The organism is Paenibacillus sp. JT31N7 (assembly GCF_059692095.1).
The window spans coordinates 909,937-931,765 of sequence record NZ_JCAUAT010000001.1 but is presented as its reverse complement, the minus strand read 5'-3'; the positions used below and the strand labels follow the sequence as shown (position 1 = coordinate 931,765).

Here is a 21,829-nt window from a genome sequence, read left to right as displayed (position 1 = left end):
GGCACCCCGGAATGCTCCTCGTTAGAGAGGGCAGAATAAGCAGACTCATACCTACTAAAAGACAAGGGAGAAGCCCAATGCGCGCTATCGCGATGCTTCAAAATCCTAAGCAGAGGAAGCTGCTGTTCAGCGCCGGTTTAAGCTGGCTGTTCGATGCTATGGATGTAGGCATTATTTCGTTTATCATCGCCGCTCTGACGGTCCACTGGAAGCTCAGTGCGGGGCAGGTCGGTGTACTGACCAGCATCAACTCGGTCGGGATGGCCTTCGGGGCGGCAATAGCCGGTTATTTGGCCGACCGTTACGGGCGCAAGTCCGTCCTGGTCTGGACGCTGCTCATTTTTTCGGCCGCCAGCGGCTTGTCCGCTCTGGCCACCGGTTTTACCGTTCTGTGCATCCTGCGGTTTATCGCGGGTGTCGGACTGGGCGGGGAGCTTCCCGTCGCGTCCACGCTCGTGTCGGAGAGCATGCCCGTGCAGGACAGGGGAAGAGCGGTTGTGCTGCTCGAAAGCTTCTGGGCGGGCGGCTGGATTTTGGCGGCGCTGATCGCCTACTTTGTCATCCCGCAGTACGGCTGGCAGTCCGCCTTCGTCATCGGGGCCGTACCTGCGCTCTACGCTTTGTATTTGAGGCGGGCGATTGAAGATCCGCCCCGTTTCCGAAAAGAACGGTCGGGAGAATCTTCGTTCGCCGCGAAAGTGAAATCCGTCTGGTCCCGCGATTACCGCCGGTCGACCGTCATGCTGTGGGTCTTGTGGTTTACGGTCGTATTTTCGTATTACGGCATGTTTTTGTGGCTTCCGACGGTCATGGTGCTGAAAGGCTTTACGCTCGTCAAAAGCTTTCAGTACGTGCTGATTATGACACTCGCGCAGCTTCCCGGTTACTTTACGGCCGCTTATTTTATCGAGAAATTCGGCCGCAAATTCGTTCTGGTCACCTACCTCGTCCTGACCGCTTTCAGCGCCATATGGTTTGGCGGGGCTTCCACGGAAGGCATGCTGATCGCCGCGGGTATGTGCTTGTCTTTCTTCAACCTCGGAGCCTGGGGCGGGCTGTACGCCTATACGCCGGAACTGTATCCGACCGCGATCCGCTCGACGGGTGCGGGACTTGCCGCCTCGTTCGGGCGGATAGGAGGCATCGTCGCCCCGCTGCTGGTCGGTGTACTCGTCGGATGGGGAATCGGCATTCAGGCGATTTTCATCCTCTTTTTCGTCATGATCCTGATCGGCGCACTGGCTGTGCTGTTCTGGGGGGACGAGACCAAAGGCAGGGAGCTTTCTTCCTAGACTTGCAAAATACGTTAGGGCTTTGCATCAACTGGATAGCGGTAAAAAGGGTTGTCTCATAGAGAGGCAATCCTTTTTATTTTCAGGAAGGCGATTTACAAATCGGTTTCGTTGTGTTATTTTTTATAAAGACCAATCATCCTATGTTTGGAGGTTTACAGAACATGTTGGAAAAACCGAAAAAATTAACGCTGGTCGAGCAAGTTGCGGATCAGCTGCAGACTTTAATCGAATCCGGCCAATGGCCCGTCGGAACGCGTATTCCTCCGGAGCCGGAGCTGTCGGAGAGGCTCGGCGTCAGCCGCAATACGATCCGCGAAGCGGTGCGGGCTATGGTTCATGCCGGACTGCTTCAGACGAAGCAGGGGGACGGCACGTATGTGTGCTCGTCCAGTATCCTTGGCGTCGTTCTGCAGAAGCGGGTCAGGCAGTCCACGCTGATAGAGACGCTGGAGGTGCGGCAGGCGCTGGAACGCGAAGCGGCAAGACTTGCGGCGGAGCGCAGGACGGATGAAGACGTCGCCTCTCTGAAGCGTCATCTGGAAGCGTGCGCGGCGGCTGCGGAAGCAGGGGACATGACGGCTTATCTGGGCGAGGATATCCGGCTTCACCAAGCAGTCGTCGCGGCGGCGCACAACGAGCTGTTCAGCGAGCTTTATGCGCACATGACCGAAGCGCTGGATCATTCCGTTCGGAGTCTGGCGGGGCTTATCCCGGAAATCGGACTTTATCACCGCAGTCACGCCAAAATGATCGACGCCATCATCCGTCAGGATGTGGAAGAAGCCGTGGAGTCGGTCCACGAATATATCTCGCAGTCGAGAAACGATCTGAAACGCTTGGAGGAACAATCATGAACATGACACAATCCGAAGAACTTCCGCTGGCGCGGCAGGATCAAGATACGGCGCGAACCGCCGGCTGGCTGCTGATCGTCGGCATATTGTTTATCGGAGCCGTATTGAGGGCTCCGCTCACATCCGTCGGTCCTTTGATCGGCACCATTAAGGGAGAGCTGGGCATCTCCAATACGCTGGCAGGCATGTTGACGACGCTGCCTCTGCTGATGTTCGCCGTCATCTCTCCGTTCGCGCCCAAATGGGCGCGCAAGTACGGGACCGAGACGGTGCTGCTCGCCGCGGCCGCTATCCTGACGGTCGGAATTTTACTCCGTTCGGCGTCCGGAGCGGGTACGCTTTTTGTGGGAACCGCACTGTTGGGAGTTGCCATCGCCCTTTGCAACGTGCTGCTTCCCAGTCTGATCAAGCGGGATTTTCCCGCCCGGATCGGTCTGATGACTGGCTTATACTCCGTGTCGATGAACTTGAGCGGCGCGGCGGCATCGGGTATCAGCGTACCGGCGGCAAGCAGCCTGGGTCTCGGCTGGAAAGGCGCTCTGGGGGCCTGGGCCGGGCTGAGCGTTCTCGCTCTGCTCTTTTGGCTGCCGCAGGTGACCGGCGCCCGCAAAGCGCGCCGGGTGGCCAGGGTATCCGCTGTTTCGGCGAATCTTTCCGGCGATAATACCATTTCTATCTGGAAATCGCCTTTGGCCTGGAAAGTCACGCTGTTTATGGGACTCCAGTCGATCTTTTTCTATGCGTTTGTCGCCTGGCTGCCGGCTGTCCTGAACACCAGAGGACTTTCCGCCGGGTATGCCGGATGGATGCTTTCTCTGATGCAGCTGGCGCTTCTGCCCATTTCGTTTGTCGTGCCCATCCTGGCGGCTAGAATGGCCAATCAGCGGTTCCTGGTTACCCTCACGTCCGGGCTGTTCCTGGCCGGAATTCTCGGACTGCTGCTGGGAAGCACGGCTCTTGTGCCGCTGTGGATTATCCTGACGGGGATAGCGGGGGGCTGTGCGTTCAGTCTGGCGATGATGTTCTTCAGCCTGCGCACGCGAAACGCCCAGCAATCCGCCGAGCTGTCCGGCATGGCGCAATCGTTCGGTTACCTGCTGGCAGCCGCCGGTCCGATTTTGTTCGGTTTTCTGCACGACATGACAGGCGGGTGGACGACCCCGCTTCTCTTGCTCGCCGCAATCGCCGTTCTGCTCTTTGTCGTCGGTCAGGGCGCCGCGGCGAACCGGTTCATCGGAGAAGAACGCGGAACGAGGTGAAAGCTTCACGCTGCACGCGTTTACGAGATCGGGAAGAAATCCGGCGTTCATCTGTGGTAAGATAGGGGGCATGGACCCGGTAAATGGAGTGAGGCTTTTTGACGAAAAAACAAATTAAACTCATACTTGCTTTCGGACTGTTCGTTGTCCTGATGATCGTGATGAAAAACGCGGGTTCTTTCCTCGTCTATACGGAAGAACCGGTCAAATCCGATGTGATCCTCGTTCTCTCTGGAGACAGGGGGGAAAGGACAGAGAAAGGAGCCGAACTGTACAAAAACGGAGTTGCCCCTTTTCTCATGTTGTCAGGGGGCGAAGTGTACCGGAACAGCAGAATGGCCGATCTCATGAAAGAACACGCAATGGAGCTTGGCGTTCCCGAGCAAGCTATCGTCCTGGAGGACCGGGCGGACAGCACGTATGAAAATGCCGTATTTTCCAAAAAAGTCATCGAGAAACATGCGTTCAAATCCGTGACCGTCGTTTCTTCGGACTTCCATATGAGACGGGTCAAGCTCCTTTTCGACCGGGCGTTTAAAGATTCCGACATTCAGCTGCATTTCGTGGCCGCCCCCGATAAAAATTTTACTCCCGGGCAATGGTGGGGCAACAATAAGAGCCTAATGGTTACTTTTACGGAATATCTTAAGCTAACCGGCTATTTTTTCGGCAAAAATTCATAAGTTTAAAAGTCGCGCTTTTTGCGGCTTTTTTTTATTTGACTAAAGCGGTTGGGGGCCGGCAGTCCAAGGTGCTCTTCCATCCGGATACGCTGCTGTGTAAAAAAGAATTAAACCTATATCGAAACCGCGCGAAGCTGCCAGCACGGCGTTTAGCGTCCCATGACGCTAGCAACTGCATGTTACTTACCTATGAAGCGGCACGGCAATAATTTTGCTCGAAATGGAGAGCCTGTACTAAGCTTCGCCCGCTATGAATACAGATGAGTATAAGGATCAGGCTGATTGAACATGAGAACCGGCCTGCCGATTTCGCTGTTTTCGGCCGATCAGGCCTATTCATAGACGAGGAGATGAACCGGTAGATGGACCAGACGACTCCTGCAACCGCAATTCTGGGAATAGGCACGGCAGTTCCGGCCTACCCGCTGGATCAATCGGAAGTAATCCTCCGATTGGCACAGGCATTGGAACGTTATCCCGATTCCGCCCGCTGGGCCAAACGGCTGTTCAAACAGTGCGGCGTGGAAACCCGGTACACCTGCGAACCCGGTCTTCTGGAGCCGGTTTCTTCATGCCGCTATTTGCCGGATACGGAGCCCGGTCTTATACCGTCGACTGCCGAACGAATGGCGGTTTATAAAAGAGAATCGGTGCCGCTGGCGCGTCAAGCGGCCGGACAGGCACTGGCGGACAGCGGACTCTCCGCATCGGACATCACGCATCTGATCACCGTCAGCTGTACGGGACAGTTCCTGCCGGGACTGGATGCATCGCTTGTAAAAGAACTGAGCTTGTCCAGAGAAGTCTCCCGGATTCCCCTTCAATTCATTGGATGCGCGGCAGGACTGCGTGCCGTATGCCTGGCCCGTGAAATAGCGGATTCGGCTCCGCAGGCGAACGTGCTGATCGTAAGCGTCGAATTGTGCACGCTTCACATCCAGCCCTCCGGCGGTAAAGAGGCTCTTTTCGGGGCGTCCTTCTTCGGGGACGGTGCCTCCGCCTGCGTAATCGGGCGCACGGGAAAATCGCGCCAGGGGATATTCGGGCTCGGCGACCATCGGTCCGTCCTAATTCCGGAAGCGGCGGAGGAGATGACCTGGGAAGTCGGCAACTTCGGTTTCGACCTGTATTTGTCTCCCCATATACCCAAGCTCATTAAGAACCGGATTCCGCAAGAAATCGGCAAACTGCTGGGCGGGGAACGCCTTCCCGGGCTGTGGGCGATTCATCCCGGAGGCAAGGGGATTGTGGATGCGCTCGAGCAGGTATACAGCCTGACAAAAGAGCAGACTGCGCCCAGCAGACAGGTGCTGCGCGACTTCGGAAACCTCTCTTCCGCGACGATTTTTTTCGTCCTGCAGCAGATGCGAACGGAGCTCCGGACAGCGGGAGCGGATGCCGCCGACGGGATCGCTCTGGCCTTCGGTCCCGGACTAACGGCGGAGCTTATCCGGTTCACCTACATACCGGTAGGCGCGGCGCGGGAGAAAACAGCGGATGCCGCCGTTTGACCGCTTGCGCAGCCGTTCGCTGGAAGCGGAGTATATGGACGACCTCACCCGCGGAGGAGCCGAACTCACGGAAGCTTTGCGGCATCTCCGCAGGCTCAACCGTCTGTTTGCGGCGTCCGGCCCGACCTTGTACGGGATCGAAAAATTGTGGACGGCAGCCGGAAAGCCGCAAGAGTTGACCGTGCTTGACATCGGTTCCGGCTCCGGCGACGTTAACCGTCAAGTGCTCCGTTGGGCGGACGACCGCAGGGTACGCGTGAACGTCATCTTAAGCGATATTACAGAGGAAGCTTGCGAGGAGGCGCGGCGGCTGTTCCGCGGCGAACCGAGAGTGGAGATCAGGCGGGCCAGTTTGTTCGAGCTTCCCGAGGGGTGCGCCGATATTGTGACCGGCACCCAGTTTCTCCACCACTTCTCCCCGGACGAGCTCCCCGGTGTCGTCCGGACCATGCTCCAGACTTCCCGTATCGGCATCGCCGTCAACGATATCCACCGCCACTGGCTTGCCTGGTCGGCCGTTTGGCTGGCTTCCCGCGTTTTGTCGGGGAACCGGTACATCCGCCATGACGGACCGCTGTCCGTCGCCAAAGGATTCTCGTCGGAGGATTGGTCCGTGCTCGGGAAAGCTCTGGAGACGCCTGGTTATCACGTCTCCTGGAGACCGCTGTTCCGCTATGCGGTCGTTATTCCCCGGCAGCCGTACCCGGCTGAGGGATCGGAGCCGAAGCCATGACCGTAACCGAGACGGACGTTGCCGTTCTGGGAGCGGGCTTAGCCGGAAGCCTCATTGCCAAAAGCCTTGCGGAGAAAGGATGGCGGACACTACTGGTGGACCGGCACCGCTTTCCCCGCCATAAGGTGTGCGGAGAGTTTCTGTCGCCGGAAGTCCGGCAGATGCTGGATGCCTCCGGTCTGCTGGACCGGGTGTTGTCCCTTGGCCCCGCCTCGGTGGAGCGGGTACGGCTGATTTCCGCGGAAGGCGGCCATGTCGACATCCCGCTGCCGGGAACCGCCATGGGACTCAGCCGCTTCCGGCTAGACAAAGCGCTGCATGAAGCCGCCGCAGCGGCTGGAGCCCGGGTCCTTACCTCAGCGGCGGTTCTCTCGGTTACGAGGCTCGCGGACGAGAGCTGCGAGGTAAGAGTGAAGAGAGAAAGCGGTATGGAGGTCATCCGGGCCCGCACGGTTATTGCCGCCTGGGGAGCGAACGGGCAGGCTCTCGTAACCGGTGCCTCCTGCCCGGGAGAGCCCGGCGAGGGTAGATTTCCCGGAGGACAGGGAAGGCTGCAAGGGCCTCCAAATACGCCAATCCTGACAAGCGCGGAAACGGAGAGTCCGCTATATTCTTTCATGCCGTTAAATTTACTGAACCCGGCAGACCAGAAAAACCAAGCTAGCTCATCAAACCCGGCATGCTCAAAAAATCCGACAAACTCAACAAGCCCAGCAAGCCCGACAAGCCCGACAAGCTCATCAAACCCGGCATGCCCCGTAAAACAGGCCCGCTCCGTATTGTCGGGTCGCAGCCGACGGACCTTGAACCCGGAGAGCCGCACCTCCGGCTATATGGGCGTCAAATCTCACTACACGGGAATCGAGATGGAGCCGGTAGTCGAGCTGTATGTCTTCCCCGGCGGCTACCTGGGGCTGTGCCCCATAGAAGACGGCCTCGTCAACGCGTCCGCGCTGCTGTCGCGGGATGCGTTCCGCGGCGCGGGCAAGAGCGTCCTCGCTCTGCTCGAAGCCGCCGCGCAGCGGTGCCCCCCGCTACATTCGAAGCTGAAGCGGGGGCTGCCTGTGCCGGGTGCACAGGCAGCGGTTGCGCCGGTGAAGCTGAACCGGCGCCTGAACCCTTGGGACATGGTGCCGCGCCTGGGGGATTCATCGGTGATGATTCCCCCGCTGTGCGGGGACGGCATGTCCATGGCCCTCCGCTCGGCGCGGCTGTGCGCCCCCCTGGCAGACGGGTATCTGCGGGGGGAGCTGAGCCTTGCCGGGTGGGAAGAGCAGTACGTCCGCGCCGTTACGCGGACGTTCGGGGGGCCGCTGAGGTGGGGACGGCTGCTGCAGTCCTCCCTCGGCAGTCCGGCTGCGGTGCGGCTGCTGCTGCGTCTCGCGCAGCTATCGCCGGGTCTGGCCTCCGGATTGTTGGAGGCCACCCGGCTGAAGCCGGAAGAAGAAGGCTAATCTTCGGTACCTATTCGGAAAGAGGGGAGGGGCATGGGCTTGCACAGACTGGCTGTCCTCTCTTTCCGCTGCCCGAAGATCATTATCGTCTGTTGGACGGCCTGCCTCATGTTCTTCGGGGGCTATGCCCTCAACCTGCCTTCCGTGCTCCAGGGGCACGGTCTGGACCCCGAAGGCTCGTTCGGGACTGTCCGGCAGCGGCTGGACGCGGGCTTTAACCGGCCTGCCGAACCGGTCGTTCTTTGGTTCGAGCAGAGAGCACCCGGCCCGAAGCAGGAATTTAAAGCTTATATCCGGTCCGTTCTGCGGAATGCCGAGGGCTTGCCCGGACTGAAGAGGATCGTTTCACCCCTCGATAACGGGGAAATGCTGCGTTCCGGCAAGGCTTATGCGCTGCTGGATATCCGCTTTACCCGCCGGGATGAACGAGCGGTGCTCCAGGAGCTGCGCGAACGCCTGCCCGTTCATCCCGGCTTTGCGTGGAAGCTCACCGGGAAGCCGGTCGTTCAGGCGGATGTGAATGCGGCGAGCGAAGCGGATATGAGGAGAGCGGAGCTGATCGGGCTTCCGGCTGCGTTTCTTATCCTGTGGATAGCCTTCGGCGGAGCGGCGACCGCTTTGATTCCGGTCGTACTCGGATTGGTTTCCACGGTCGTCTCGATGGGGATCGTTTACGGGATCGGAATGCGGACGGATTTGTCCAATTTCGTTCTGAATGTCATTCCGATGGTGGGGCTGGCGCTGAGCATTGATTTTTCGCTCATGCTGGTGAGCCGGTTCCGGGAAGAACTGAGCCGCGGCAGGGCTGAACAGGCGCTTCGGGTTACTATGCGGACCTCGGGAAGTGCGGTCTTGTATTCGGCTGGCTGTGTAGCGCTTGGCCTGCTCGGAATCTTGTTCATCCCTCTGCCGATGTTTGCCTCGGTAGCCTGGGCCGCCTTTACTGTCCTGCTTGTCTCCGTGTTCTTATCATTTACGCTGCTGCCTGCGGTTTTGTCCTTCCTGAGAAAGAGGATCGAAGCCGAGAACGCCGTCAGGCCCAACGGAACCGGCAGCCGTTTCTGGTATCGCCTGTCTATGGCGGTAATGAGAAGGCCTTTGCGGATGGCGCTGCTCGCTATCCTGGTCGTTTTCCTGTTCGTCCTGCCAGTGGGCCGGATGAAGCTGGCGGTTCCGGACGCGGCATCGCTTCCCGAAGGCACGGAATCGCGCGCCGCTGCCGAACGGCTGGCTACGCGTTTTCCTTCCCCGGATGCTACCCTTCTTCTCGGAGTGCCGGATGCAAGCCCGGACAGCGGACAAAGTTTTGACTGGGAGTATGCTTATAGGGTGTTTCAGCAGCTTCAGCGGGACCCGCAAGTGGTCCGGGTGGATTCGGTTTTCTCCAGACTGGACATGAACGGCGAACAGCTCCGTCTTCTTTATGAGAAGCCGGTTGTCCGCGATAACGCCGCCGTGCTTCCCTTTTATTTTTATCATAATCAGCTGGTGATGGACGTTTATCTCCGAACGGATTCGGATTCGGAAGAAACGAGGGAGTGGCTGCGCAAATGGGAAGCGGCCGGAAGTCAAGAACGGATTCCTTATCAGCTAGGCGGAGAGGCTAAGTATCGTCAGGAAGTGTACGATGCCATTTTTACAAACCTGTTTAAGGTCCTGCTATTCGTTACGCTTACGAATTTCGTCCTGCTGTACGGGGCGTTCCGGTCCGTATTCATCCCTCTTAAAACGCTCCTCATGAATGTTCTCAGCATTACCGCTTCATTCGGTCTGTTGACCTGGATTTTTCAGGAAGGGGCGGCGGAAGGCGGCGGCTCTATCGCGATCATGATTCCCGTATTCATCTTCGGCCTTGTTTTCGGCATCAGTATGGATTACGGAGTGTTCCTGGTTGCCCGCATTGCCGAGGTTTACCGGCAGACCCGGGACAACGATTACGCAGTTGCAGCCGGATTGGCCTCGACAAGCCGGATCATTACATCGGCGGCGGCTATCATGATCGCCGTCACGCTTCCGTTTGCGGGAGCGGACGTAGCGGGGGTCAAACAGCTGGGAACCGGAATTGCGGGGGCCATCTTTCTGGATGCCACCTTGATCCGCATGGTTCTGGTGCCTGCTTTGATGAAACTTTTGGGCAAGTGGAACTGGTGGTCGCCCTACAAATAGTTACGTTGCGAACCGCAGCAATTGCGGTTTTTTTGTGTGTTTTTAAGGGATTGGGGTTGTTTTTCAATAAGAATTACTTGTCACTTTTTACGAAGTTATAACTATATCGGGGGGAAGGCCGTTTATTTGTGCTACAATCGAGATAACTTTGTGCCTTGCGCTTGATTTCTAGTCCAAACTTCGTGAGTGAGGAGCAACGCTATGTCAGATGATGAACCCGATGATTTACAGGAAACCGGAAGTCTCAAGGAAGCCAAACCAGCCGGAATTTCTGCCGGCTCAGACCGCGGGGAGGAACACGCGCCTCCGGTTCATGAAGCGGTTACCTTCTGGAAGCTGCTCGTATTCTTTGTACCGCTCGGCATAGCGGCCAGTCTGGTCACAATGTCTCATTCGATCATTAACAGTACACTTGCCCGGGCGCCCGATCCCGAGCATGTTATCGCGGGCTATGCCATTGCGATGAGCCTTCTGGGCATAACGGAGAAGCCGGCCGTGCTGCTCAGGCAGACGTGTTCCGCGCTTGTCCGCGACCGGGTCTCGTTTCGCGCCATGCGGCGGGTCGCGTTTTATGTATTCGCGTCCATTATGGCGGCCGGACTGATCTTGTCTTATTTACCACCCGGAAAATGGCTGATGGGTGCCGTGTTCGGCATCGGCGGCGCTCAGCTCGAAAACGTTCTGAACGTATACCGGATTCTCATGTTCGTCAGTCTGTTTTCCGGGTTGAGATGCCTTTATCACGGTTTGATTATTTATAACAAAAGAACGTTCTGGCTCACGATTGGGATGGTTGTCCGTCTTTTCGGCATGTATCTCGTCGCGCAGTATTACATACGGGTACACGGAGTTACCGGAAGCAGCGTGGGCGCGATTATTTTTCTGGTGGGCATGGTGATCGAGAGCGCCGTTGCGGTGTGGGAGGGCAGTGCGCTGCTTAAGCATAAAATACCGGAGAAGAGCCCGGGGCATACCGTTGAAAAAACGGGCGATGTTTTCCGCTTTTACAAGCCGCTTCTATTCTCGTCGTTTATTGCGGTTGTGATCGGTCCGTCGCTTAACGCTCTGCTCGGCAAGGCGGGAGATGCGGTGATCGCCATCGCGGCTTTCGCAGTCGCTTCCAATTTGACGCAGCTCGTTCAAAGTTTTTTTTCGTATATCCATCAGATTGTCTTGAATTTCTACCGGATTCATCCCGGACGCGTCAAACGTTTCGTGCTGGTCATCAGCTTCATTCCATCCGTTCTGATCGGTTTACTTGCGTATACGGCTGCCGGACCGTGGTTTCTGACCGAGGTCATCGGGGTCGGCGACCGGCTGATGGAGGAAGTGATCAAAACGCTGCGCGTGTTTATGATTCTCACGCTCGTGTTTCCCTGGCTCGATTACTGCAACGGCATTCTTATGCTGCGCCGGGAAACGCGGACGATGGTCTATTCGCAGTCGGCCAACGTTACCGTCATGCTCGTCTCGCTTGTGCTGCTGATCGTGTTAACGCCGGGCTGGAACGGGGCTATCGGCGCATTTGCCCAGTCGGTCGGAACGCTGGCGGAGTTTATCGTCGTACTCGCTGCGGTAAAGCGCGGCAGGGGAGAAGCATTGATAAGCGGCAGCGCACCGCAAGGAAAATCGGTCTGATCGTTTCCGAAATTTAAACCAAATTTAAACAAAACCCTTCCTCCTTTTAAATCGCAAGGTTTAGTATAAAGCTGGTCATCCTCGTTATGACGCTTTTACTTACCGGTTTACATAGGAGGAATTTCTTTTGCATTCACATCAGTTGAAGCTAAAAACAATCAAAACGACCATCGCCTTGACTATCGCCGCCATCTTAGCGTTTCCCGCTGCCGGTATGGCAGCCGCCGATACCGCAGCGGACAGCAAGCCGCCCGCAGTCAGCACAACGGAAAAATACGGCCGCAGCTGGGCGAACTGGATTCAAAGCCATGCGTATGCGCTGGACCGCATCCAGCCTGAAGCCAGCGAGAAAGGCGTCATAGAGAAAGACCGGTTTAAAGATCTGGAATTTCTGAAACCGCTGCTGATCGACAAAAAATTGGTCTACCTCGGTGAAAACACGCATGGGGCGGCGGAATACAGTTCTTCCAAAGTCCGCCTTATTCAATACCTGCACCAGGAGCTAGGTTACGATGTCATCGCTTTCGAATCGGGACTTGGAAATGCGTCCGCCGCCCTTGCCAAGAGTGCCGATTCGACCCCGGAACAAATGATGAAAGAAGCCATTTTCGGAGTGTGGTGGTCCAAGGAGACGCTCCCGCTTTTTGACTATATCAAACAGACTCTCGCAACGGACAAGCCTTTGATCCTGAGCGGGTTCGATATGCAGATCCAGTCCCCGTATTCGGAGTTCGTCCGTGACTGGATCGGGTCCAGAGACGCCAAACTGGCCGCAGCGTTCGTGGATGCGGAGCAGGAGCTGGGCGATTGGAGCTACAGTGAAGACGAAGCGGGGTACGCCAAGGCGAAACCGCGCCTCCTTGAGACGTATGAAAGCATGAAAACGTTTGTGAACGAGAACGCCGATAAGCTGAAAACGGACTATCCCCGCAATCCGCACCTGATCGAGATGACCCGGCGCGTCCTGGATAACCGAATTGAGGTGGTTAATACGTATACCGAGGTTAATATCCGCAGCAATCTTGCGATCAAACAGAACGATATCGTCCCCTTCCAGGAGTCGATGAGGATGCGTGACGAGATGATGGCCGGCAATCTGACCTGGCTTGCCGAACAAATTTACCCGGACAAGAAAATCATCGTCTGGGGACATAACGTACATATCCGCAAGAAAAACTCGGCCGTATTAAATTCGGCCTACTCGGGTCTGAGCCTTATGGGCGAGAGCATGCCGGCCCGTTTAAAGAAACAGAGCTATGTGATCGGCCTGTATACGTATCAAGGCGAAGCCGCCAACAATATGGGGCAGAGCTATCCCATCGTGAAACCGGAACGGGGTTCGCTTGAAGACATTTTAAAGCAGCACGGGCACCCTTATACGTTTGTCGACATCAAATACCGCAAAGACAAACCGGGTACTTCCTGGATGTTCGAACCGCGCCTCTCGCTCGATTGGGGAATGATGCAGGAAAGCTTCATCCCACGCGATCAGTTTGACGGTCTGCTGCTTATTGATACGGTCCATCCGCCGTCTTACATGCGCAGTAAAACAGGTCCGCAGTAGTACCGCCCGATAAAATGTACAGCCGGAATCTGCTTGGGCAGATTACCGGCTATTTTGCGTACCCAGAGGGCGACGCTGCTTACGTTTAACCCGAAAAGATGCAAGCGAGATATAAAATCCGATATAATCAAAAATAAAGTAAAATTGTTCCAATGAAAGAAGGTTGGATAGATGGACTTTTTTGAGGATCGTATCGAAGCGGAAGCCGAATTGCGGGAGATGCTCGGGTATCCCAACAAAATCGTTGAGGCGATGAAAATCACTTATATGGAGCGGCACTGCCGGGAGTTTATCGGGCTGTCGCCTATCCTGTTCGCGTCAACGGCCGATCTCCAGGGAAATTGCGACGTTTCGCCTAGAGGCGACGCGCCCGGTTTCGTGAAGGTGCTGGACGATCATCACCTGATTATACCGGAAAGGCCGGGCAACCGGCGGATGAATACATACCGGAATGTCCTGGAGAATCCGCATATCGGTCTTATTTTTATTATACCGGGCTTGGAAGAAACTTTGCGGATCAACGGAAAAGCGTGCCTGACGAGAGATCCCGACCTGCTCGCTCCGCTTGAGGCGCACGGCAAGATCCCGAAGCTGGCGATCGGAATCGAGGTGGAAGAAGTTTTTCTCCACTGTGCGAAAGCGTTTAAACGATCCGAATTGTGGGATACGAACACCTGGCCCGCGTCGCTGCCCTCCGTGCCGGAAATGATCGCCGCCCATGCCAACCGTCCGGACATTACGGCGGATGAGGTTTCCAAAGGCTTGAAGGAAAGCTATGAGAAGAGAATGTACTGAGACTTCGCAGTATACACTTGAAGGAGGCGGGCTTGATGCCAGACGTTGAGGAAGAAAAGGAGCTTATAGGGGAACGTCCCGGCTTTGTTTCCTTGTGGGTGGGACAGTTCGGCGAGGATGAAGACCTCAGGCAGTATACCGAATTTACGTATGATGAAGACGGAGAAAGCGTATCGCCGGCATTTTGCGCCGATTTCGGAATCGGCTGGTTCGACGAAGATTTTTTCGAAGCCTATCTCGTTGAGGAGGAAACCTTTTCGCTAGCGGAGCTCCTGGAAGGATGTTCGTACGACGAAAAGATCCTTCCTCAATTCGAGGCGCAGGGTCTTCCCGAGGGGAGCGCCTGGAATACGGTGGTGCTCCTTTACAATTTCAGCTATCCCTTAAATAACCGGGGAAAAAGTGCCGCGCCCGGCGCGAACCGTCTTGTATTCGCAGGGATGGCCGAGTACGAGTAAGGAGACAAAGTTTTGTAATTTCCCCGATTAAAAGGATGATTTTTACAACCGCTTCTTTTGCCTGGGGTCTATTCCGCACAAACACTCGGTGATCGTGCTGACTCTGGAGGGCTAGAGCGGTCTCCACACATTTTAAAGAAAGTGGGTGACTTCCGTGATTATATGGGTGAACGGCGCCTTTGGCTCCGGCAAGTCCCAAACGACGCACGAATTGCACCGGCGGATACCCGGCTCGTTTTTATACGATCCCGAAAATGCGGGATATTTTATACGCAAAAATGTGCCTCCTTCCACGGCGCTGGATGATTTTCAGGATTATCCGATGTGGCGGGAAAGCAATTACGGCATGCTGAATTACATAAGCGGCAAATTTGACGGCGTTATTCTCGTTCCGATGACTCTCGTCAATCCGGTTTACTTCGATGAGATCGTGGGGAGGCTGCGGCGGGATAACAGGATGGTTCACCACTTCGCTCTCTGTGCGTCCAAAGAAACACTGCTTAGAAGATTAAGATCGAGAGGGGAAGGTCCGAATTCGTGGGCGGCCCGTCAGATAGACCGCTGCAGGGAGGGACTCTCGGAAGAAGTTTTCAAACATCACCTGGATACGGATTTCTTGACCATCGGTGAAGTAAGCGAGAAGATTGCTGCCATTGCGGGTATACAGCTTCTGCCCGACAACAGGAGCACAATCCGGAAGAAGGCCGACCGCCTGCTGACCCAGCTCAAACAAATTCGGTTCTAGAAAGGAAGTCGCCGTGACGACCATTCAAAGTATCGCAGGCTTGTTTCTGCTCGTGTTTGGAACGTTTTTCTCTTTTTCGGCAGGCAATCTGCCGGCAGCGTTTATAAGTTTGGTGGGTGGTTTTGTCCTAATGTCCTTGTCTAAGCTTGTGGATTTTCAACAGGGAGCGTATCTGAGAGCGCTTGGAGTGCCGATAACGGGCGACCAGCTCCATATGATTATGAAATATTCACCGGAATATGCGGTAGAGTCCGCGGATTTTAACGTTTATCCGGAAAGTCATAAGGAATATGCCCTCATTCGTCTGGAAGGCGAATTATACTTGTCCGTACAGGTTTTTAAAAACGTAATGTCCCAGGTGGAAATCGAATATACGTTCAATTTTCCGGGAAGGGAGCCCATCAGCCTTTACCGTACACTATCATTGTACAAAGGGGCCAAGTTGTTTGAATACGGAGGACTGGCGTTTGTCAGCATTTCCGCGCTCAATCTGGAGAGCAGCATCTGCGAAGGCCGGCTTCTGCTGAATTTCGCGGCACGGGGGAGAGAGAAGGACGATTAAACTATTATTTCTTTGCAGCAGAAACAGGTGGCGGAGTTTAACGGCCGAGAAAGTATTTAACGGGGTGAAAGATTGGCAGGTCCGCTCCGCCGGAACGGAAGAGAACGCGCGTATTAAGGTGACCGAAGGTCACATCGGCTGGGCGGACGTTGTTTTCGTCATGGAGAAGAAGCATAAAAGAAGAATTGCGGAAAAATTCAGCTCCATCGTGCAGCAGAAACGGGTGATTTGCCTGGAGATTCCGGACGAGTACGGATTTATGGATGAGGAGCTTATTGAACTCCTGGAATCCCGGGTGTCGGACTATTTTCCTCTTACGGAGGACTGACGATCTTTCGGCGTGCTGGTTGCATGCGGAAGGACCGGCTTTGGAGAAGGTTGTCATCTGAACGCTCATCTTAGCGTTTTATGCGGTTGCCCGGGAAATGAAGGGCTTGTTTCTCAAGTTATTTCCTGAGGGGAAATGGAGGTACGCGTCTATGCAGGTAAACGAGGAAAACGGCATCGGCTGGCTGACGCTGGCGCTGATCAATGCGGGTCTGGCCCAGGGGAAAAACCGGAGCGGCTTAAACTGGTTTTTTATTTCGCTGCTGATCGGGCCGCTGGCTACTCTGCTCATTGTCGTTTGGGATAGAATTCCTAACGAGCCGGAGCGGAAGAGGATGTATTAAATAAAGAGCTGTCTCCCTGTGAAGGAGACAGCTCTTTGTACTACCGGAACCGGGGAGCGGCTTGAAACGATGGCGCCCCGATGCGGGTCATCTCTACGGCGACGGAACCCATGAACTGGGCCAGCTTGCGGATAGCGATCATTCCGACGGGAGCGGCCAGGATGCCGATTCCCGTATGGATCAGGGAAAGCTGCATGGAATCGATCCGTTCGTTCATCAGGAAGAAGTTCAGCTGATCATGAAATATATCGATGTGTAGGGTCTGAAGAAGAACCCCGTACACAATCGGAGAAACCAGCAGGGCCAGCACGACCGAAGCGATCGAAACCGCGAACGCAAATGCGAGAATGCCAAGCGGAAGGCGGATGAACTGCCAAAGCAGCGCGCTGAACGAGCGCGTGTCGACCAGTTCCGCGCCAAGCCGGGCCCAGAAGGACTTCCCTTCTTCGGCAAATAAGCCGCCGGAAGTTTCCTCCTTGGTCTGCGGTTCCAGGCCAAGAAGACGGGAGGCGAGGCGGGCGTCCAGGTCCGTCAGGTGCCGATTCGTCCGCAGTACGAACAGAAGAAGCGGGAACCCGATAAATAGCGGCATAAGCGCGATGGACAAAGCTATTCCTACGACTGCATATACAAAGCCGAACAGTCCCGTGGGAAGAAGAGCGAGCAGATAAAAAAAGGATGCTGTCAAGTCTGGAGATTTATTCATTGTCTTCCACCGTCCTTATGTGATCTGCTTAATAAGACGGCGGCGGAGAGCGACCCCCTTCAAAACTTACCGAAACGGGATTTTGAAAGACTTTTTGTAGAGCGGATACAGCCATTTAACACCGCTTGGCGTCAAGGTGTCGGCGAACAGATGAGAGAAGTAACCCGCGACGGCGACCATCATTATGCCTTCCAGCTGCAGCTGTTTCTCCAGCTCCATGCCGATGGCGCCCCACACCGCAAGCGCCCATACCGTGTGCGTCATCCCTCGGTGTTTCAGCCAGGGAGCCCAGACGACAAAAGCGCCGAGCCCGAGCAGCCATTTCATCTGGGTCTCCCAGCCCCAGTAAATGAGCCCCGCTCCGACCAGGCTGACCAGCGCGTTGCGGATGATGCCTTCTTTGGTCACGAAGCCGATCAGAAAGATCATAACCGCGATGGTCATCCGTTCCGGATAAAACTGATGCTTCGTAAAGAAGAGGTAGGCCACGGCCGCAAGGAGCAAGGCGCCTCCCCAAAGAAACACTTCGCGCAGCCATTTGGAAATTTTGCCGAGCTTGCTGCTCAGCATGCTGGGACCGTCCAAATCCGCGCTTAGCGCGGAGAAAGCGGCTACCGATATGTATACCGCGAAATTCGTTAGGGTAAAGGGATGAGAAGCGGACGCGGCAAGTCCGATGGCGGTGCCGATTGCGAGATGAGTTGAACCTTTCATAATGCCTCCGTTGACTGACGATGTTAGGAATGCAAACATATGTTTGCTAAGACAGTATACAAGGAAAGCCCGCTTCGCACAAGGCATGGAGGAAAAATAGGTACTTCTGCTGATTTTCGGGCTTCGAAGAAATCAACAAAAAAGACGCGGCACCCGTCCAAACGAGCTGCCGCGTCTATTCTTGCATTTGTCTGCGTTCAGTCATGAAAATTACCGAAATTTTTGATGTAAAACTCGGTTTTGACATGGACTTGTATAGCCGGATAACTCTCTTCCCAGTCCAGCTTCTTCCACGCCTTAAAGCCCAGCTTGTTCCGAACATACCGGCCCAGCCCGATGCTGTCGACCCCGTTTTCCTGCATGATGGAGAACACCCTTTCGGACTGCTCCGAGATGTAGGCCGCCAGTTTCTTCTCCACCTTGATCCGGTCATCCGTGCTCAAATTTAGACTGCCGACATATTCAAGGACGCTTCCATGGACCTTCATTCGGATATCTGCGTGTATAACGCCCTTCTCGTCTTTACGGATTTTAATTTTCCGCTTGCTGGTGATGGCGTTGAACATGATCGATTTGACTTCCTCATCGTTCAGGGCGAATGAAAATTCACCCTGTTTCTGATTTTGGTACAGCAGATTAAAGAAGATCATGTCTTTTGTGGGAAGCTTCGTGACATAGACATCGTTCTTGAATAAACCGATTCCGCTGATCTCCAAATTCTTCCCGGATATGCGGATGACGGTCGCGATCGGATCGATGCCCTCGTCGAAATAATCCCGGATAAACTGATGGAGAAGAATGCGTGGCATGTTTTGAAGCTGAAACTCTTTTTGCACCAGCTTGGCTACATACTGCACCGTTTTGGGATGGCCGGGGTAATTGCGGCTGATGATCTCGTGCGCTTCGCCTTCCGTCAGGATGATATTGGCTCTTTTGGAGATGGAGGGATCGCGCAGAAGGCTGTCCATATGCTGGCGGAGGCCGGTTTTGGCCAGCTCGATGCCGTAAAGCACGTTTCTGAGCTGGCCGCTGACAAGCGTCCGGCTCGTTTTCCGGGAGAGCAGGTTTTTCGCCGCTTTATTGCTCGATGCCGTTACCGTCAGTATTTCGTCCTGCCCGTCCTGGGATTCCCTCTCGATAACCGGGATGCTCAGAGTTGCCTTCATTTTGTTGTCCGGCGCCCAGTCATACGCGGCGGACTGCACATAGCCGATCTTTTCCAGGATGTTCTGGTCGCTTGTGCAGCCGGCAAGAAGAAAAAGCGCAGGAAGGACAAGAATCCGCAGCTTACACATTCGCCCGCCTCCTTTTACGGAAAAGTAAGACAACGAGAGCGAATACCGGCAAAAAAAACGCGAGACAAATCGTCATGACACCGAGATTGGCGAACCACTTTTCCACGATGATGAGAGTTTTGGGAATGTAAGAAATGAGAAAGGTGACAAGCACGATAGCGGCGGACATGTATTTGGCGTTTATTTTGGGAACCAGCCGGGCCAGTGTTTCTTTGCTGCTCCAGAAATACATGGAGGCCGTAACGATTACGGAAATGAGAAAAACGCTGTACAGGAAATTTTGAACGCGTTCCATAAACGGAAATTTCACGTAAGCGAGCAGATCCAGCAGCGGAAAAGACTGATGTTTAAGCTGGACATAGCTGAAAACGCCGTAACAGATGAACGTGACCATCATATATACGAACATCACCACAAAGTTCCCGATGTAAGCCCCCTTCATCCAGTTCACGCTCCGGCTGGCATAGGGAATGAGGAACAGACTGACTTCGTAGCCCATAAACGCGCTGTACATTTTGACGAATCCCTTGGCCATACTTTCTCCGTCTTTGAAAAAGGAAGTTGTGAGACGGACCGAATCAAACTCCGTCGTGAAAGCGATGAAGATCGGAACGAGCAGCAGCAAGAGCAGACAGAATATGATGTTTGCTTTCGAGATGGTGTAAATGCCTTTGAGAAGCAGCAGCAGAACCAGAATGTCCAGAACCATTTTCAAAAGCATATCGGGCGTGGAAGGAAAAATCAGCAGCTGATAGATGAGCGCATACTGCTTGACCACCAGGCATGCGATCATGCTGTACACGCCTGTCATGAACAGATAGAGCGGTGCCAGCACCCATTTGGGAATCGTCTTCTCCACGATGTCGAAGAAGGACGCTCCTTTTCCAAGCTTGTTGACAAGCGAGATCAGATAAATATTGAACGTAACGAGAATCCCGACGAAAAGCATGGATACCCAGCCGTTCGTTCCGAAATGAGTGGCCGCGATCCGCGGGAGAGTGAAGAATACGACACCCATCTGCGTATTGAAAACGAGAAACCCGACATGGTGGGTACATAATGTCTCCCTGGACAAAGCCGACCACCTACTTTTTGAGCTTGTTGTATTTTTTGTTCATAGAAAGGGACTGGCTAGGCCTGCTTTTCAGGCTCCAGAAAGGGGCGCGGATGAAGATGTCTTTCCAGTCTTTTAATTTAATAGGGGCGACAGGTATGGTGTAAGGAGCGCCCAAGCTCGTTAATTTGGCCAAATGAATGATGATCAGGGCGATACCGGCCATGAGGCCGAAATTGCCCAGTACGCCGGCGGCAATGACCAGCCCGAAGCGGATCAGCCGGATGGAAGCGCTCATCGTATAGCTCGGAATCACATAGGAGGCTATCGCCGAAGAAGCCACCGCAATAATCAGAATATTGCTCGTGAAACCCGCCTGGACGGCCGCCTGTCCGATCACGATACCGCCTACGATGCCGATCGTCTGCCCGATTTTGGTCGGAAGCCGGGCTCCGGCTTCCCGGAGCAGTTCAATCGTCGTCTCCATCAGAAGCGCTTCGAAAACGGGCGGAAACGGAACCCGGCTGCGGGATTCCGTCAGCGTTGTGATCAGATTGTCCGGAATCATCTCGTAATGGTACGTCGTAATGGAGACGTAGAGGGCCGTAAACGAAATCGTGATAATAAAAGCCGTGTAGCGCAGCAAGCGGGTCGCGGTGCCGACCGCCCAACGGCTGTAATAGTCGTCCGGTGAAATAAAAAATTCGAAAAAGGAAGTCGGTCCGCAGATGACCGACGGGCTTTGCTCCACGATGGCGACGACTTTGCCTTCCACAAGTTTGGAGGCCGCAACGTCGGGGCGTTCCGTGTTCAGCATAATCGGGAACACTGAGTTGGGAAAATCGTCGATGAGCTGAACGAGCATGGTCGCATCGCAGATCGCGTCCGTCTCGATGGCCTCTATACGCTGCGTCATCGTATTGACGTATTCCATGTTGGCGATTCCATCGATGTAGAGGACGAATATTTTGCTGCGTGTAATTTCACCCACGTTAAACGTTTGAACTTTCAGATGATTGCTTTTCACCCGTCTGCGGATGAGAGACAAGTTCGCTTCCAAAGATTCCGTAAAAGCGTCGTGGGGGCCGACGATAACGCCTTCCGTCTCCGACTTTTCGATGGCCCGGACTTCGGGCCCGTAAATATCGACGGCATAGGCGGCTCCCTTGACGAACAGGGCGGCCCAGCCGCTGACGATTTTCTCGACAAGGATGCTTTCCTCGGTCACACGGATAAAAATCGAATTTTTCAGCAGCTCGTCCGTCTCGTCCGCCTGGATATTTTCAAGAGGGGTCAGAATTTCGCGCTCGAACAAATCGGGGCTGACCATATGTTTAAAATAAAAAAGCGTGATCGCAAGCTCCGGAAATTCCCGCTCGGTAAGATCGCTGCAGTATTTAAACTGTTCTCTGATCGTGTCAAGCACAGGAGGGACGGCATGAATTTGCCGGGTGATGGGCGAAGGGGGATTCGTACCGGACAACAAACGCATCCATTTTTTGAAACGCATAGCCGATCACCTCTCCGTCCGTTTTTCCTATTTTGTGAAAAGAGGGAAGATTTATACCTCCTATCAAATTTGCCGCTTTAACGCACATGCGCATCCTGACAACTCGTAGAAATGCCGGGAAAGAGCCGATTTTTTTGGGGAGAATGGGGTAAGTATAAGCAG

General features: G+C 54.8%; 21 protein-coding genes. 16 read left to right on the top strand and 5 right to left on the bottom strand.

Features of this window, described 5'->3' with window-relative positions; all coding sequences use genetic code 11:
• The first annotated feature begins 77 nt into the window (after positions 1-77).
• From AC58P5_RS03925 to AC58P5_RS03850, 16 genes are all read left to right on the top strand, one after another.
• Positions 78-1,292, top strand: a complete 1,215-nt coding sequence (locus AC58P5_RS03925; protein WP_497384699.1) for an MFS transporter — start codon at positions 78-80, stop codon at positions 1,290-1,292.
• Positions 1,293-1,456: 164 nt separating this feature from the next.
• The gene (locus tag AC58P5_RS03920) at positions 1,457-2,149 is read left to right on the top strand and encodes a FadR/GntR family transcriptional regulator (protein ID WP_497384698.1); all 693 of its coding nucleotides are present in this window, start codon (positions 1,457-1,459) and stop codon (positions 2,147-2,149) included.
• Positions 2,146-3,408 (top strand): CynX/NimT family MFS transporter, encoded by a 1,263-nt coding sequence (locus tag AC58P5_RS03915; RefSeq protein ID WP_497384696.1) that lies wholly within the window; start codon positions 2,146-2,148, stop codon positions 3,406-3,408. The genes AC58P5_RS03920 and AC58P5_RS03915 overlap by 4 nt, the downstream gene beginning before the upstream one ends.
• 98 nt (positions 3,409-3,506) lie before the next feature.
• A complete protein-coding gene (locus AC58P5_RS03910) occupies positions 3,507-4,091 on the top strand; it encodes a YdcF family protein (protein WP_497384695.1) in 585 nt (194 codons plus the stop codon).
• A gap of 362 nt (positions 4,092-4,453) precedes the next feature.
• A complete protein-coding gene (locus tag AC58P5_RS03905) occupies positions 4,454-5,602 on the top strand; it encodes a type III polyketide synthase (protein ID WP_497384694.1) in 1,149 nt (382 codons plus the stop codon).
• Positions 5,589-6,335: a methyltransferase domain-containing protein gene (locus AC58P5_RS03900; protein WP_497384693.1), complete on the top strand. Its 747-nt coding sequence runs from the start codon at positions 5,589-5,591 to the stop codon at positions 6,333-6,335. The genes AC58P5_RS03905 and AC58P5_RS03900 overlap by 14 nt, the downstream gene beginning before the upstream one ends.
• Positions 6,332-7,789: an NAD(P)/FAD-dependent oxidoreductase gene (locus AC58P5_RS03895; protein WP_497384691.1), complete on the top strand. Its 1,458-nt coding sequence runs from the start codon at positions 6,332-6,334 to the stop codon at positions 7,787-7,789. The genes AC58P5_RS03900 and AC58P5_RS03895 overlap by 4 nt, the downstream gene beginning before the upstream one ends.
• 33 nt (positions 7,790-7,822) lie before the next feature.
• On the top strand, positions 7,823-9,955 hold the full coding sequence (locus AC58P5_RS03890) for an MMPL family transporter (protein WP_497384690.1): 2,133 nt from the start codon (positions 7,823-7,825) through the stop codon (positions 9,953-9,955).
• A 201-nt stretch (positions 9,956-10,156) separates the two neighbouring features.
• Positions 10,157-11,593 carry a multi antimicrobial extrusion protein MatE gene (locus tag AC58P5_RS03885; RefSeq protein ID WP_497384688.1) on the top strand — a complete coding sequence of 479 codons (1,437 nt, stop codon included), beginning with the start codon at positions 10,157-10,159 and terminating at the stop codon, positions 11,591-11,593.
• Positions 11,594-11,720: 127 nt separating this feature from the next.
• On the top strand, positions 11,721-13,157 hold the full coding sequence (locus tag AC58P5_RS03880; protein ID WP_497384686.1) for an erythromycin esterase family protein: 1,437 nt from the start codon (positions 11,721-11,723) through the stop codon (positions 13,155-13,157).
• Positions 13,158-13,328: 171 nt separating this feature from the next.
• Positions 13,329-13,952: a pyridoxamine 5'-phosphate oxidase family protein gene (locus tag AC58P5_RS03875; protein ID WP_497384684.1), complete on the top strand. Its 624-nt coding sequence runs from the start codon at positions 13,329-13,331 to the stop codon at positions 13,950-13,952.
• A 35-nt stretch (positions 13,953-13,987) separates the two neighbouring features.
• Entirely contained in the window at positions 13,988-14,410 is a 423-nt protein-coding gene (locus tag AC58P5_RS03870) for an immunity 22 family protein (protein WP_497384682.1), read from the top strand.
• Positions 14,411-14,564: 154 nt separating this feature from the next.
• On the top strand, positions 14,565-15,155 hold the full coding sequence (locus AC58P5_RS03865) for an AAA family ATPase (RefSeq protein WP_497384681.1): 591 nt from the start codon (positions 14,565-14,567) through the stop codon (positions 15,153-15,155).
• Between the two features lie 13 nt (positions 15,156-15,168).
• A complete protein-coding gene (locus AC58P5_RS03860; RefSeq protein ID WP_497384680.1) occupies positions 15,169-15,717 on the top strand; it encodes a hypothetical protein in 549 nt (182 codons plus the stop codon).
• On the top strand, positions 15,713-16,045 hold the full coding sequence (locus AC58P5_RS03855; RefSeq protein WP_497386023.1) for a low molecular weight protein tyrosine phosphatase family protein: 333 nt from the start codon (positions 15,713-15,715) through the stop codon (positions 16,043-16,045). Before AC58P5_RS03860 ends, AC58P5_RS03855 begins: the two co-directional genes overlap by 5 nt.
• Positions 16,046-16,196: 151 nt before the next feature.
• Positions 16,197-16,388 (top strand): antitermination protein NusB, encoded by a 192-nt coding sequence (locus AC58P5_RS03850; protein WP_497384679.1) that lies wholly within the window; start codon positions 16,197-16,199, stop codon positions 16,386-16,388.
• Positions 16,389-16,428: 40 nt separating this feature from the next.
• Here the strand turns inward: AC58P5_RS03850 and AC58P5_RS03845 are convergent, their stop codons facing one another.
• The 5 genes from AC58P5_RS03845 to AC58P5_RS03825 form a co-directional block, all read right to left on the bottom strand.
• Positions 16,429-17,094, bottom strand: a complete 666-nt coding sequence (locus tag AC58P5_RS03845) for a sensor domain-containing protein (RefSeq protein ID WP_497384678.1) — start codon at positions 17,092-17,094, stop codon at positions 16,429-16,431.
• A gap of 66 nt (positions 17,095-17,160) precedes the next feature.
• Positions 17,161-17,808, bottom strand: coding sequence for a metal-dependent hydrolase (locus tag AC58P5_RS03840; RefSeq protein ID WP_497384676.1), 648 nt, complete (start codon positions 17,806-17,808; stop codon positions 17,161-17,163).
• A gap of 197 nt (positions 17,809-18,005) precedes the next feature.
• On the bottom strand, positions 18,006-19,103 hold the full coding sequence (locus AC58P5_RS03835; RefSeq protein WP_497384675.1) for a Ger(x)C family spore germination protein: 1,098 nt from the start codon (positions 19,101-19,103) through the stop codon (positions 18,006-18,008).
• Positions 19,096-20,178: a GerAB/ArcD/ProY family transporter gene (locus AC58P5_RS03830; RefSeq protein ID WP_497384673.1), complete on the bottom strand. Its 1,083-nt coding sequence runs from the start codon at positions 20,176-20,178 to the stop codon at positions 19,096-19,098. Before AC58P5_RS03830 ends, AC58P5_RS03835 begins: the two co-directional genes overlap by 8 nt.
• 10 nt (positions 20,179-20,188) lie before the next feature.
• The gene (locus AC58P5_RS03825; RefSeq protein ID WP_497384672.1) at positions 20,189-21,667 is read right to left on the bottom strand and encodes a spore germination protein; all 1,479 of its coding nucleotides are present in this window, start codon (positions 21,665-21,667) and stop codon (positions 20,189-20,191) included.
• Positions 21,668-21,829 lie beyond the last annotated feature (162 nt).